Genomic DNA, 11,653 nt, shown 5'->3' with positions numbered 1-11,653 from the left:
CAGGTCCCCTTTCCTGGGAAAGGGGCAGCGGGCCATGGCCCGCTGTTATGCCCATCCGGCGGATGGTGTCAGCCCGTCTGTCCCGCCCTGAATTTGGAGGGGGACACACCGAACCGGCGCTTGAACACATAGCTGAAATAGTTGGGGTCAGTATAACCTGTTTGCTCCGCGATAAGGTAGGTCTTTTCCTCTGTTTCCCGCAGGAGCTGGGCGGCCCGCTCCATCCGCACCTCAGTCAGATAGGCGATGAAGCTCATCCCCACCTCCCGTTTGAAGAGGGTGGAAAAATAGGTGGGCGACAGGTGGAGATAGGAGCAAAGGGTTTCTACGCTCAAATCCCCATCCCCATAGTTCCGGGCAATAAAATCCTTGGCCCGCTCCACCGTCTTCCAGGTGGAGTCTGTCCGCTGCTGCCCCAGCAGCTCCCGCAGCTTCAGGCCGCCCTTTACCAGCCACCGCTCCAGTTCATCCAGCGAGGAAAAATCCGTGATGGAGATCGCCCCGGTAAAGCCGGACCCAAACACCCGCTCCAGCTCCACCCCGCCTCCTCTGGCTAGTTTGATCAGACAGGTCATGGTTTCCAGGAAAAACAGGTGGCACTGGGGCAAAGAGAGCCCCGCCTCGCGGACCCGGTCCATCAGTGTACGAATGGTCCGCTCCACCTCTTCTTGGCTTCCCAGCTTGATCGCCGCTGTCAGTTGGCGCTGGTCCTCCTCCTCGAAGGCCAGCCGGACCGTGTGGTCCGGCTCCATATCGCCGATATAGATGACCTGTACGCTCCCCTTCAGCACACGGTAATCCAGGGCGGAACGGGCCCCCTCGGCCGAGGAATGGAGCTCCTCCGGCCCATCGCAGGGCAAGCCCACCCCCACGGTCAGCGACATCCCCAGATAGCTGTAAGCCAGGGCACACAGCCGCCCCAGCTCCTCGATCAGGGGATATATCCCCTGATCTCCCATATGGGCCAGCAGAGCCACTGTATCATTATACAGGATGGCCCGGATGGTACAGCCCTCCAAGGCAAAATGCTCCTCCAAAAACGCCCGGACGGACAGGAGGAGCAGTTCATCCCGCTCCGGCTTTCCCGCTTCGTTGAGGCAGTCCACCTGGACTAGCGCCGCCGCCCAAGTCCCCTGAGGCAGTTCAATCTCGTATCGGCCCGCCCGCTCCTGAATCAGATCAGCCCGTATCTGTCCATCCAGCAGCCGGGCGTAGAACATTTCACGCAGCACGGGCAGGCTCTCCTCATACCGGCGGCGGAGGGTCTCCATATCCCGCCGCTCCAGCCGCTGCCGGTCCAGCTGGTCCTTCAGCTTGTTCAGCACATCCATCAGCTCAGGGGCGTTGATGGGCTTCAGGATATATTCGGATACGTCCATACCGATGGCCTGGCGGGCGTATTCAAAATCGTCAAAACCGGAGAATACTACTAGTTTAGCCGCCGGAAGGGACTGTTTCAAGCGGCGGCACAGCTCCAAGCCATCCATAAATGGCATTTTGATATCAGTGAGGACCACGTCCGGCCTGAGCTGCTCGGACAGCTCCAGGGCCTCCTGGCCGTTCTCCGCCTCGCCCACCAGGGCGAAGCCCAGACTGCTCCAGTCGATCTTGCGGCTGATGCCGGCGCGGATCTCCTCCTCGTCGTCGGCCAGCAGCACACGGTAGGGCTCCATAGTGACCCCTCCTTTGGAAAGAGTATAGCACAGGTCTGCCAAGCTATTCAAGGGCCTCCCTTCTTTCCCACAGAAGAAAGGCGCCCGTCCGCCGTGTGGTGGATGGGCGCCCAAAAGGCCAGAGGAACGTGCGGTAGAAATTACTTTTTCACCAGATATTTGCGCATATCCAGAGCGCAGGCAAAGAGGATGATCCCGCCCTTGATGGCATACTGCAGGTTCTGGTCCATGCCCACCAGAGGCAGGGCCACGAAAATCAGGCGCAGCATGATAACACCGATGACGATGCCGCTGATCTTACCGATGCCGCCTACAAAGGACACGCCGCCGATGACGCAGGCCGCGATGGCGTCCAGCTCGTAGTTGACGCCGGTGTTGGCGGTATTGGAGGCGATACGGGCGGACTCCACGAAGCCGGCCCAGCCGTACATGGCGCCAGCCAGGGCAAAGACGGCGATGGTGGTGGCAAACACGTTGACGCCGGACACACGGGCGGCCTCCTCATTGGCGCCCAGGGCAAACATGTTTTTTCCGAAGGTCGTCTTGTTCCAGATGAACCACATCAGAACGGTCAGCAGCACAGCGTAAATCACATAGTTGGGGATCTGAATGGATCCGAAGGTCAGCAGAGGGGGATTGCCCACCACGAAGTTGCGGTAGCCCTGATCCAGACCGGAGATGGCCATGCCGTTGTTGTTGCCCTGCTGAACATATAGCAGAAGGATAGTGTACAGGATCAGCTGGGTCGCCAGGGTGACGATGAAGGGGTGCAGCTTGAACTTGGCCACAAAGAAGCCGTTGAATGCGCCGATCAGAGCGCCGATGCCCACCACGATCAGGATGACCAGGGGGATGGGCAGGGTGCCGATATTGGGCCACATCTTGTTGGCGGCATCGCTGGCCTGGAGCAGGGAGGCCGCCACACAGGCGGTGATACCCACAGCCCGGCCGGCGGACAGGTCGGTGCCAGTCAGCACGATGCAGCCGGCGATGCCCAGCGCCACAGGCAGATAGGCCGCGGTCAGGGACAGCAGGTTGACCAGAGAGCGGGGGGCCAGGAAAGAAGGCTGGGTGATCGCCACATAGGCGGCCACCGCCAGCATAATGATGATCAGGGCATTGTTCAGCAGGGCGTTGCCGACCTGCTTGGCGTCAATGCCTTTCGCCTTGGCGGCGAGCTGCTTGGATTCGTTACTCATGAATCGTTTCCTCCTCTTTACACATACTTCGCCGCCAGGGTGAGGATCTCCTCCTGGCTGGTGTTCTTCGCGTCTACCTCACCGGCTACCTGACCGCCGGACATGACGATGATGCGGTCGCATACGCCCAGCAGCTCAGGCATCTCGGAAGATACCATAATGACCCCCTTGCCCTCGTTGGCCAGGTCGATGATAAGCTGATAGATCTCGTATTTGGCACCTACGTCGATGCCACGAGTGGGCTCGTCCAGCAGAAGGATCTCCGGCTTGGTCAGCAGCCAGCGGCCGATGATGACCTTTTGCTGATTGCCGCCGGACAAAGAGCGGATCTGGGTCCTCTGGCTGGGCGTTTTGATGTGCATGGCCTGGATAGCCCAGTCGGTGTCCTCTTTCATCTTCTTGTCGCTAAGGTAGGCCAGACGGCCAAAGCCCACCAGGTAATTTTTGATATTGGAGATGACGGTATTCTCCTTGATGTCCCGAATGCCGAAGATGCCGGTGGCCCGACGCTCCTCGGTAAGGAGGGCAAAGCCGTTTTTGATGGACTCTCTGGGGGTCCGGTTCTGGATCTGCTTACCGTGGAGGGTAATAGTTCCCCCCTGTCGGGTCATGGCGCCGAACAGATTTTCCAACACCTCGGTCCGGCCGGAGCCGTCCAGACCGGCGATACCCAGCACCTCACCCTTTTTCAGCTGGAAAGTAGCGTCCTTCAGCCGGGTATATTTTCCCGCAATATGCTGGACGTCCAGGATCACATCCCCGGGTTTATTGGTCTTTGGCGGGAAGCGGTTGGTCAGCTCCCGGCCCACCATCAGCTTGATGATCTCGTCCATGGTCAGCTCCTTGGCCGGTTTGGTAGCCACCCAGGTGCCGTCCCGCATAATGGTGACATCATCGCTGATCCGCAGGATCTCCTCCATCTTGTGGCTGATATAGATGATGCCGCAGCCCCGGTCCCGCAGCATATTGATGATCCGGAACAGGTGCTCCACTTCAGTCTCTGTCAGGGAGGAGGTGGGCTCGTCAAAGACGATAATCTTGGAATTATAGGATACTGCCTTGGCAATCTCCACCATCTGGCGCTGGGAAACGGGCAGCGTGGACATCACAGCATTGGGGTCCACCTCTACCTCTAAGGTCTCAAAAATCTCCTTTGTGCGCTGGTCCATTATGCGCTCGCTGACCACAAATCCGGCTACTTTAGGATACCGGCCCAGCCACAGGTTGTCCTTCACCGTGCGGGTCAGGGCCTGGTTCAGCTCCTGGTGCACCATGGCCACACCATTCTCCAGGGCCTCTTTTGAGCTTCTGAAATTGATCTCCTTGCCGTCCAGCGTGATGGTACCCGCGTCTCTGTGATAGATGCCGAACAGGCACTTCATCAGGGTGGACTTACCGGCTCCGTTCTCCCCCATCAAGGCATGGACTGTGCCAGGACGGACAGTAAGATTGACGCCGTCCAGCGCCTTGACGCCCGGGAATTCCTTGCAGATGCCGCGCATCTCCAGCAGTGCTGGCTGCTCCATATTGTTCCTCCTCTCTCTTGGTGAAGCTTCCGCTTCATACGCGCCCGGTACAGGCCGCGTCTCAAGCGGGAGCTTCACTTGGAGAGCGGGGCTGCCATCCGGCAGCCCCGCTCGCTTTGGGTCGTTTCTATTGGGGCCGATTCAGCTTTGCCACCAGTCCTTAGTCCTGGGTAGTAGCGTCATACATGGCGTAAGGCACTCGGATCTTAGCCACATCAGCGTCAATGGTGAAGGAATCGGTATTGGCCATCAGTTCAGCGCCGTCCTGAACGTTCTTGACCAGGGTGACGATGGTGGAGGCCATGCCCACGGCGTCCTGCTTGATGGAGCCGGTCATGTTGCCAGCCTTGATTAGAGCCTTGGCGGAGTCGGTGGCGTCAACGCCGAACACGGGGATGATGGTGGTGCCCTCGCCGTTGTTATAGCCCACGTTCTGCAGAGCGGCGATAGCGCCCTCGGCCATACCATCGTTGTTGCAGATGACCAGCTCGATCATGTTGTTGTTGCCCTCGTTATAGGAACCCAGCAGAGACACCATGTAGTCGTTGGCAGCCTGAGCGGACCACTTGCCGGCCTGGTCAACCAGGTACTTGGTGGAAGCGGAGGCATCGTAATAAGCCAGCTCGGGCTTGCCGCCGGCAGTCAGGATGGCGTTGGCATCCTCAACGGCGAACTGGGTGCGGGCCTCAGCCTCAGCGTTGGCCTCCTGGCCCTTGAACATCACATAGGAGATGGTGCCGTCGCCGTTCAGGTCCACGGCATCGTAGTTGGCCATCAGGTAGTTGCCGATCATCTCACCCTGCATATGGCCGGCATCGGGGGCGTTGGTACCCACGAAGGCGCACTTCTCATAGCTGTTGATCACCTCATTGTCGGCGACCTCGCGGTTGAAGAAGATGACGGGGATGTCAGCGGAGCGGGCGGCCTCAACGATATCCTTGGCGGGATCGGAAGTGGAGGTCTCCACGATGTTGACGATCAGAAGATCGGAACCGGCGGTGATGGCGGTGTTGACCTGGTCAGTCTGGGTGGGCTGAGAGCCGGCGCCGTCCCAGTTGTTGGGCTCAATGCCCAGAGCCTTCAGCTGCTCGTCCATAGACGCGCGGACGCTGGAGATATAAATATCGGAGAAGTCATAGTAGAACACGTCTACCCGCATATCGCTGGCGGGAGTGGCAGTCCCCTGAGAGGTGCTGCCGGCGGCGCTGCCAGCAGAGCTGCCGGCGTTGCTGTTCGAGCTGTTGTTGTCCTTGCTGCCACATCCGGCAAACAGGCCGATCATCATGACAGCGGCCAGAGCAAGTGCAAGCTTCTTTTTCATTGTTATTCCTCCTGTTTCGTTCAGTTGGCGTCTTACGTAGACTCGCTGAAAAAACCGACGTTTCTTTCAGCGTCCTTATTCTAATCGTTTCTGGCCGCAAAAACGATAGAAAAAACTACGAACTTCTATAAAAAAACTTGGTTTCGTGAGCAAACAAGAGAAAAATTTTCCGAAAAAAGACGAACCCAGCCCTTTTACCCTTACAGTATACCCCTCATTTCTCCTGCCTTACACCACAAATTGAAGCAATAAAAAAGACGGCCTTGAGCAGGTCGTCCTTCGTGCAGGGGAATTAAAGCAGATCAGACTGATCAGGGTGCTCCTTGAACCACTTTGCTGCGTAGCTACAGGTTGCCTTGGCACGCAGGCCCTCCATCCGGATCTGCCGCACGGCAGCATCCAGCAGTTGGCCGGCCACCCCCTGTCCCCGCAGGGACTGGTCTACAAAGGTGTGGTCAATGTCAGCCACCCCCTCTGAAACGGGGAATGTGACCTCTGCCACCAGCTTTCCCTGTTCATCCAAGGCAAAAATGCGCTCCCGCTCATGCTGAAACTCCATATCCATCACCTCTTAAAAGGTAGTATACCTTACTTTCAGATAGAAGGCAAGACAGGACCATCTTTCTTTTTTGCTTTCAAAATAAAAAAATAAAAAAATTCTATTGACAATTTTCTATCCTCTGCTATAATAACATTCGTGCTTGCGACAGCAGGCGCAAATAGCGGGATTGTGTAAGGGTAGCACGACAGACTCTGACTCTGTTTGTGAGGGTTCGAATCCTTCTCCCGCTGCCAAGCTAAAATTCCCTGAAAGTGCTTTATTTCCAGTGCTTTCAGGGAATTTTTCTTTCTCCTTCAAAGGCAGAGAAAATATCTTTTTAGTGCCTGTTTGTGCCTTTAAGTGGTGGAAAATGTGGTGGAAAAGTATTTTTACTTTACAGAATAGTCCGCCCCCAATTTTGAGGGCGGACTTTTTTATCTTACGATGTACTTATAATACTTCGCCAGTTTATCGGGACCAGCGTCCTTGTCGTCCAGGAATGCTTTCGCCATATCGACATAGAAGTCGATCTTATCCCCGACTCCGAATTTCTTGGCCACTTTAACATAATCGGAATAGATCATATTGAGTGCGGCCCAAAATTCGTAGGGATCATAACCTAGACTCCGTTGTGCCATGACCTGTTTTGCCTGGTCGAATGTCCAATGGGCTCCATTTGTTCCATCCTCATTCTCCATGTGGCTGGTCCACTCATCGGCCATTTGCTGGTCAAACTTTGGGGAATAATTGCTGTCAGAATATCCACTCATAGCACGATGGCCAGGAATGTGGTCCATCTCTCGATACTGAGGCACGCTCGCATCGGAACTTCCCATTTGTACCCAGTCACGATTGAACCCGATTGGACGGCCCTCGTATCTATCGTTTATCGGCCAATGCTGGTTCTCGTCAAAATGGCCCATGGGTTGGTCATGGTAGGGAAGATAGCGCCCCATATCAGGCCCATACATATCCGACCTGGGCGCAAACCGTCCGTCTGAATATCTGCGATATCCTCTGTCCTCCGGTTCCATCATTGCGGACATTGGGGCGTACCGTCCATTGTCGTAGTGCTCACGGCCAGTGCGGTCGCGGAAGCGGTCCTCCACCCGGTCAGGATACGGATAGCGGTCTTTAGCCCGCCAATCATCATACTCAAACCCGAAATGGCGGCCTTTTTCTTTCCCCTGGTTCATCAGAAGCATTTTAGTAGATCGTTTCATACTGTATCCCTCCTTTATGTCGCAGGGGCAGCGGCGGTCCCACCGTCAATGCTGGAAAGGTTGTTGCTGGGGGAGCAGCAGGGAGCACCCAGCATACGGAACGAGCCGCCGGTGGGAGTAGTAACCGCACAGACAGAGTAGCGGGTGCGGGTACGAATACCACAGGCGGTTACCTGAGCACAGCTACGCTTGGTCAGCGGGTAGAGCGTTGTCCCGGTCCCGATGGTGATATATACCGGAGCATTGATAGTGGTAGTTTCGGGGATCGCCTGGGCCACAACGATACAATACTTCTCTCCGTTATTGTAGGAACCAGCAGGCAGGTTGATCTCCAGATTCCCACCAGTAAAGGTGACCGCCTGTGAGAGCACAAGCCGGTCACAGAGCTTACATACAGGTTTGCAAGACATATATTTTACCTCCAAAAATCAGGGGCGGCAGACTGTTGCCCACCGCCCCGAAATAGTCACGGCAGAGCCGGAAATTTAAAGTGGTCGATTTCGACCAGTTTAGCAGCCACAGCCGCAGCCGCTGTTATAGGCCCCGCAGTAGGGATAGGGGGCGGGCACCTGATAGGCTGGCACGGGCATAGGATTGATGCGCCGGATCAGTTCAGAGGTCTGAGCGTCCAGAGTGGCGGTCAGATAGCTGTTCTGGTTAGCCTGAGACGCAGCCAGCTTGAGGGACTGATTCTCAGCCTGGAGGGAATCAATCTTGCTCTGAGTCAGGAAATCCAGGATGGCACGGGTGTTGGAATTGTTGTTTTCCAAAATATCGCGGGTGCTGCCCTGGATAGTGTTCTGAATGGCGCAGGTGTTAGTGGCCATGTTGTAATTCACACCGTCAATGGCCCGCTGGGTCTGGCAGCAACAATCCTGAGCCTGCGCGGCCATGTTGCACATCTGGGACTGGATGCCGTTGAAGCCCTGAAGCAGAGCAACATTGGTGTTATTGAAGCCGTTGGTGATGCTGTTGTTTAGGGCATAGGTGCTGTCACAGATGCCCTGCTGGATAGCAGAGATGCCGCGCTCCACACCGTTGAAGGCAATGGCCTCGTTTACATCGGCACGGGTAGCAAGGCCCTGGAGACCAGGATCAGTGCTGGCACCGCCACCGCCGAAGCCGCCGAAACCGCCTCGGCCCCAGCCAAAAATCATGGCGAAGATGATAATAGCCCACCAGCCGTCACCGCCCCAAAAGCCGCCATTGTTACAGTTTCCGCCGTTGGAATCGCTGCCCAGCGCATAGCCAGTCGCAAAATCGTTGTCCATTGTATATACTCCTTTATCAGTTATTACATCGGGGCCGTACGCTCCCCGGATGTTTCCAAAGAGCGGTTTTTATCAAGACCCGAAAACTGATAAAGTGCTTTATTTACTTAGGCAATGTAATGCCCATTTGATGGGCCATCTGATTCAGATCAACGCCCCGCTCTTTTGCCATGTTTTCCGCAATCTGGCGGAGTTGCTGCGGATTCTTCCCCTGGATCAGCCGCATAGCCTGGGCGGCCTGTGGATTCTGTCCAGCCATCTGTTGGAGCATTTGCATGGGATTTCCGCCGTTCCGTGCCATCTGGAGCATTGCCATCATTGGATTATTCATCATTGGAGGCATCATTCTTTTTCACTGCCTTTCCAGTAGGTTTTTTCAACCTATCAACCTCGTCCTTTAAATTTTGTACTGTGTCCTTCATGTCTATAAACTCATCCAGCGGTGCAAAGGCCGCTACCTGAGTGGGGAACTGTTCCTGTTTCTCTCTGGGCGCGTCGAGCTTAAACTCAAACACATCAGCCGACCCACTGTTGGTATTGAACCGCTTCATGTAGACCACATTATGAGCAAGGTCCGGGAAAAACATGGGAGAACCCATAAAGTCCACCGGGACACCCAGAGCTTCCTCTTTGGAGGCCACAGGACGGCAGAAAAAGTTGGGCTGTGTGTTTGTACTCCCAACTGTCTGGGCGGACTGTACAGGCTGTGGAACAGGCTGCTGCATAGGTTGGTAAACCTGTGGAGCGGGCGCAAACGGAGTTACAGGGTTGTAGCCGCCGTAAGCGGGGTATGTATAATTAGGAAATCCGGCCATTGTCCAGTGCCTCCTTTCTTGCTTCTACCTCGTCCAAGTATTTTTGGAGCCCATAGTCATCCCCCTGGGCCTGATACCACATCACACTTTCTGCGGCGCAATCAGGCCGGATGCCAGCGGCAATCAATCTCTCTACCGGGGTCATATATCACACGTCCTTTGTATAAAATAAGGAGTCCGTGAGGAGGGCGGCGACGTGTACCAACCCTTGATCCTCACGTCCTCCATGTCTATATTGTCGCATAAAAATTCCCCGGCTGGGTACGGTCCCAGTCGGGGTTGTGTACGTTTTATGTACGGTTTGTGTAGAGCTTGGCGGATACATTTTCCACCCGCTCCAAAATATGTTTGAGGTGGTCTCCCACCGTGGCCCTGCGCCATCCCAGCTCCGCCGCAATATCCATCTGACACCATTTGTCAATAAGATATCGTCTGGCAATCAGTTCATCGTCCCGGTGGAGTGCGGCCTCGTGGATGGCCTCCTCCAGTTGAGAGCGCAAGAGCTTGTCAAGCGATTCCGGTAGCTTTACTCTTGCGCTCATGCTCCACGTCCTTTCCTTACTTCAACGCCGCAGCTCGTGCCATAACAGCACTCTCCTCACGAGTGACAAATGCCATAGGTCGGGTCCCATCTGTCAGGCCAAGCTCGTTGGCCTCTGCAAACAGCTTCGGCATACTGGCCGGTAGCTCCGCTCGCTCGGCCAGATAGCGGTCCATGTACTCCTTCCACTGCTCGTAGGTCACAGTCTCATCCTCTCCTTCCATCCATCGGGCCACATCCGCCCGGAAATCATCCATGGTCTTGCCGAATTTAGGGAACCAGTGAAGGACATCCCCGTGGTTACTGGCGATCCCTCTGCGGTAGCCCTCCTTATGGCAGATTACCACTCCGTCAGCCAACGGGTCCAGGTTATACTCTTTGCAGAGAGAGGCGGTCAGCTCCACGGCCTCCTGGTACACCGCCTTAAAATAGCTGGCATCCGTTAGGCCGTCCTCGCAGATTTCAAAAGAAATGTGGGTATCATTTGCACTGCCGTTCTTCCCTCGGCCACAGTGCCAGCCACGGCGATTCCAAGGAAGGGTCTGCACCGTGCCAACGCCTCCATCGGCAAATCTGCCCATAAAGGCGTGGGCGCACTTATTCAGCTTCTTATCAAATTTTGCCTTGTATTCTGTATTGGTCTGGTTCCAGTGGTTGCCATAGGTGTTTCGGCCTATCTCCTCATCTCCGGGCACATAGCGGGCCACAGAGGGGTTATTAGCCCCGGTTGAGTGTATCATTACCCCCTGTGGCCGGATGGTCCTCCCGGCCCTGTAACAGTCGTTTCTGGTCAAATACTGTTGTACGATTCTCATGATATCCTCCAAGGACGGCAAAAGGCCGCCCCGTCTACTTGACAAAGCGGCCTGGTCTGATATAATAATGACGAAGGGATGACTGCGACAAGCGGTTAGCCCGGTAACAGGTTAAATAAGCAAAAGCCTATGAAGCCGTCACTTGGCAGAGTGGCGGTTTCTGCTTTTCACAATAATCGTAACCGTAAAAGGCCCGATATGTAATGTGATCCGCATGGCCTCACCCCCTCTCGGGTGGTGTGGCTAACCGCCTGCCGTTGTTGCAGTATCCCTCCGGTCCCTTGTGGGACAAAATCATTCTATCAGAGGGTCCGCTTTCTGTCAATTCCTGCCGCCCAGTGAGGCGGCTTTTTCTTATGCCTGCTCCGCCTGCTCGGCGGCCTCTTTGTCAGCCTGGATGCCAGCCTCAACGGCGGCGGCGAAGGTATCCATACCGCCAGTTTGATAAGCGGCGGCCAGCTCCTGACCGTAACGGCCAGTAAACTCACGCATCTCCTTGGCCTCTTCATGGGTAATCTCAGGGTGCTTCTCCCGGAGCATAGCCATACCTACGGTCGCCAAATCGGGGGCGTCGTTCTTCTCAGTGATTTCGTACAGTTCATAGAGCATTTCGGTGTTCATAGTTCAATCTCCTTTGTAGTCAAAAATATGTTGTTATTCCTTCATCTGCTTGATGGCCTGGTTAACACCAGTTGCCGCCAGACCGCTTACAATGCCCACGGCAACGG

The 11,653-nt window shown here is 55.6% G+C and carries 14 protein-coding genes and 1 tRNA gene; 1 reads left to right on the top strand and 14 read right to left on the bottom strand.

The genetic code is table 11. The annotated features are described in order from the left end of the window. Nucleotides 1–68: 68 nt before the first annotated feature. From ACEVJK_RS04230 to ACEVJK_RS04210, 5 genes are all read right to left on the bottom strand, one after another. On the bottom strand, nt 69–1,673 hold the full coding sequence (locus ACEVJK_RS04230; protein WP_374740061.1) for a response regulator: 1,605 nt from the start codon (nt 1,671–1,673) through the stop codon (nt 69–71). A gap of 140 nt (nt 1,674–1,813) precedes the next feature. Beyond that, nucleotides 1,814–2,872: a beta-methylgalactoside transporter gene (locus ACEVJK_RS04225; RefSeq protein ID WP_147571236.1), complete on the bottom strand. Its 1,059-nt coding sequence runs from the start codon at nt 2,870–2,872 to the stop codon at nt 1,814–1,816. Nucleotides 2,873–2,889: 17 nt separating this feature from the next. Next, nucleotides 2,890–4,398, bottom strand: a complete 1,509-nt coding sequence (locus ACEVJK_RS04220) for a sugar ABC transporter ATP-binding protein (protein ID WP_374740059.1) — start codon at nt 4,396–4,398, stop codon at nt 2,890–2,892. Between the two features lie 160 nt (nt 4,399–4,558). Beyond that, complete coding sequence (locus ACEVJK_RS04215) at nt 4,559–5,719, bottom strand: galactose ABC transporter substrate-binding protein (protein WP_374740057.1); 1,161 nt, start codon at nt 5,717–5,719, stop codon at nt 4,559–4,561. A gap of 292 nt (nt 5,720–6,011) precedes the next feature. Continuing rightward, entirely contained in the window at nt 6,012–6,278 is a 267-nt protein-coding gene (locus ACEVJK_RS04210; RefSeq protein WP_186852454.1) for a GNAT family N-acetyltransferase, read from the bottom strand. Between the two features lie 162 nt (nt 6,279–6,440). Between ACEVJK_RS04210 and ACEVJK_RS04205 the strand changes: the two genes are divergently transcribed. Continuing rightward, nucleotides 6,441–6,514 (top strand) — tRNA-Gln (locus ACEVJK_RS04205). A 180-nt stretch (nt 6,515–6,694) separates the two neighbouring features. Here ACEVJK_RS04205 and ACEVJK_RS04200 read toward each other — a convergent pair. From ACEVJK_RS04200 to ACEVJK_RS04160, 9 genes are all read right to left on the bottom strand, one after another. After that, nucleotides 6,695–7,483 (bottom strand): hypothetical protein, encoded by a 789-nt coding sequence (locus ACEVJK_RS04200; RefSeq protein ID WP_186852453.1) that lies wholly within the window; start codon nt 7,481–7,483, stop codon nt 6,695–6,697. A gap of 14 nt (nt 7,484–7,497) precedes the next feature. Beyond that, a complete protein-coding gene (locus ACEVJK_RS04195) occupies nt 7,498–7,893 on the bottom strand; it encodes a hypothetical protein (protein ID WP_374740055.1) in 396 nt (131 codons plus the stop codon). A gap of 99 nt (nt 7,894–7,992) precedes the next feature. Further along, complete coding sequence (locus ACEVJK_RS04190; RefSeq protein WP_186852451.1) at nt 7,993–8,754, bottom strand: hypothetical protein; 762 nt, start codon at nt 8,752–8,754, stop codon at nt 7,993–7,995. Between the two features lie 103 nt (nt 8,755–8,857). After that, complete coding sequence (locus tag ACEVJK_RS04185; protein ID WP_374740053.1) at nt 8,858–9,088, bottom strand: hypothetical protein; 231 nt, start codon at nt 9,086–9,088, stop codon at nt 8,858–8,860. Further along, complete coding sequence (locus ACEVJK_RS04180; RefSeq protein WP_374740052.1) at nt 9,078–9,569, bottom strand: hypothetical protein; 492 nt, start codon at nt 9,567–9,569, stop codon at nt 9,078–9,080. The genes ACEVJK_RS04185 and ACEVJK_RS04180 overlap by 11 nt, the downstream gene beginning before the upstream one ends. After that, nucleotides 9,553–9,714: a hypothetical protein gene (locus ACEVJK_RS04175; RefSeq protein ID WP_374740051.1), complete on the bottom strand. Its 162-nt coding sequence runs from the start codon at nt 9,712–9,714 to the stop codon at nt 9,553–9,555. Before ACEVJK_RS04175 ends, ACEVJK_RS04180 begins: the two co-directional genes overlap by 17 nt. Before the next feature lie 145 nt (nt 9,715–9,859). Next, nucleotides 9,860–10,111, bottom strand: a complete 252-nt coding sequence (locus ACEVJK_RS04170) for a hypothetical protein (protein ID WP_374740050.1) — start codon at nt 10,109–10,111, stop codon at nt 9,860–9,862. Between the two features lie 16 nt (nt 10,112–10,127). Continuing rightward, nucleotides 10,128–10,925, bottom strand: a complete 798-nt coding sequence (locus ACEVJK_RS04165) for an N-acetylmuramoyl-L-alanine amidase family protein (RefSeq protein WP_374740049.1) — start codon at nt 10,923–10,925, stop codon at nt 10,128–10,130. Between the two features lie 354 nt (nt 10,926–11,279). Next, nucleotides 11,280–11,546, bottom strand: coding sequence for a hypothetical protein (locus ACEVJK_RS04160; RefSeq protein ID WP_374740048.1), 267 nt, complete (start codon nt 11,544–11,546; stop codon nt 11,280–11,282). Nucleotides 11,547–11,653 lie beyond the last annotated feature (107 nt).

Source organism: Flintibacter sp. P01028 (assembly GCF_041925235.1).
Taxonomy (GTDB): Bacteria; Bacillota; Clostridia; order Oscillospirales; family Oscillospiraceae; genus Lawsonibacter; species Lawsonibacter aceti.
This window is presented reverse-complemented; position numbering and strand designations above follow the sequence as displayed.

Excerpts from the sequence above, each read along its gene's own strand:
- ACEVJK_RS04230 (WP_374740061.1), bottom strand. The coding sequence starts at position 1,673 with ATGGAGCCCTACCGTGTGCTGCTGGCCGACGACGAGGAGGAGATCCGC.
- ACEVJK_RS04225 (WP_147571236.1), bottom strand. The coding sequence starts at position 2,872 with ATGAGTAACGAATCCAAGCAGCTCGCCGCCAAGGCGAAAGGCATTGAC.
- ACEVJK_RS04220 (WP_374740059.1), bottom strand. The coding sequence starts at position 4,398 with ATGGAGCAGCCAGCACTGCTGGAGATGCGCGGCATCTGCAAGGAATTC.
- ACEVJK_RS04215 (WP_374740057.1), bottom strand. The coding sequence starts at position 5,719 with ATGAAAAAGAAGCTTGCACTTGCTCTGGCCGCTGTCATGATGATCGGC.
- ACEVJK_RS04210 (WP_186852454.1), bottom strand. The coding sequence starts at position 6,278 with ATGGAGTTTCAGCATGAGCGGGAGCGCATTTTTGCCTTGGATGAACAG.
- ACEVJK_RS04200 (WP_186852453.1), bottom strand. The coding sequence starts at position 7,483 with ATGAAACGATCTACTAAAATGCTTCTGATGAACCAGGGGAAAGAAAAA.
- ACEVJK_RS04195 (WP_374740055.1), bottom strand. The coding sequence starts at position 7,893 with ATGTCTTGCAAACCTGTATGTAAGCTCTGTGACCGGCTTGTGCTCTCA.
- ACEVJK_RS04190 (WP_186852451.1), bottom strand. The coding sequence starts at position 8,754 with ATGGACAACGATTTTGCGACTGGCTATGCGCTGGGCAGCGATTCCAAC.
- ACEVJK_RS04185 (WP_374740053.1), bottom strand. The coding sequence starts at position 9,088 with ATGATGAATAATCCAATGATGGCAATGCTCCAGATGGCACGGAACGGC.
- ACEVJK_RS04180 (WP_374740052.1), bottom strand. The coding sequence starts at position 9,569 with ATGGCCGGATTTCCTAATTATACATACCCCGCTTACGGCGGCTACAAC.
- ACEVJK_RS04175 (WP_374740051.1), bottom strand. The coding sequence starts at position 9,714 with ATGACCCCGGTAGAGAGATTGATTGCCGCTGGCATCCGGCCTGATTGC.
- ACEVJK_RS04170 (WP_374740050.1), bottom strand. The coding sequence starts at position 10,111 with ATGAGCGCAAGAGTAAAGCTACCGGAATCGCTTGACAAGCTCTTGCGC.
- ACEVJK_RS04165 (WP_374740049.1), bottom strand. The coding sequence starts at position 10,925 with ATGAGAATCGTACAACAGTATTTGACCAGAAACGACTGTTACAGGGCC.
- ACEVJK_RS04160 (WP_374740048.1), bottom strand. The coding sequence starts at position 11,546 with ATGAACACCGAAATGCTCTATGAACTGTACGAAATCACTGAGAAGAAC.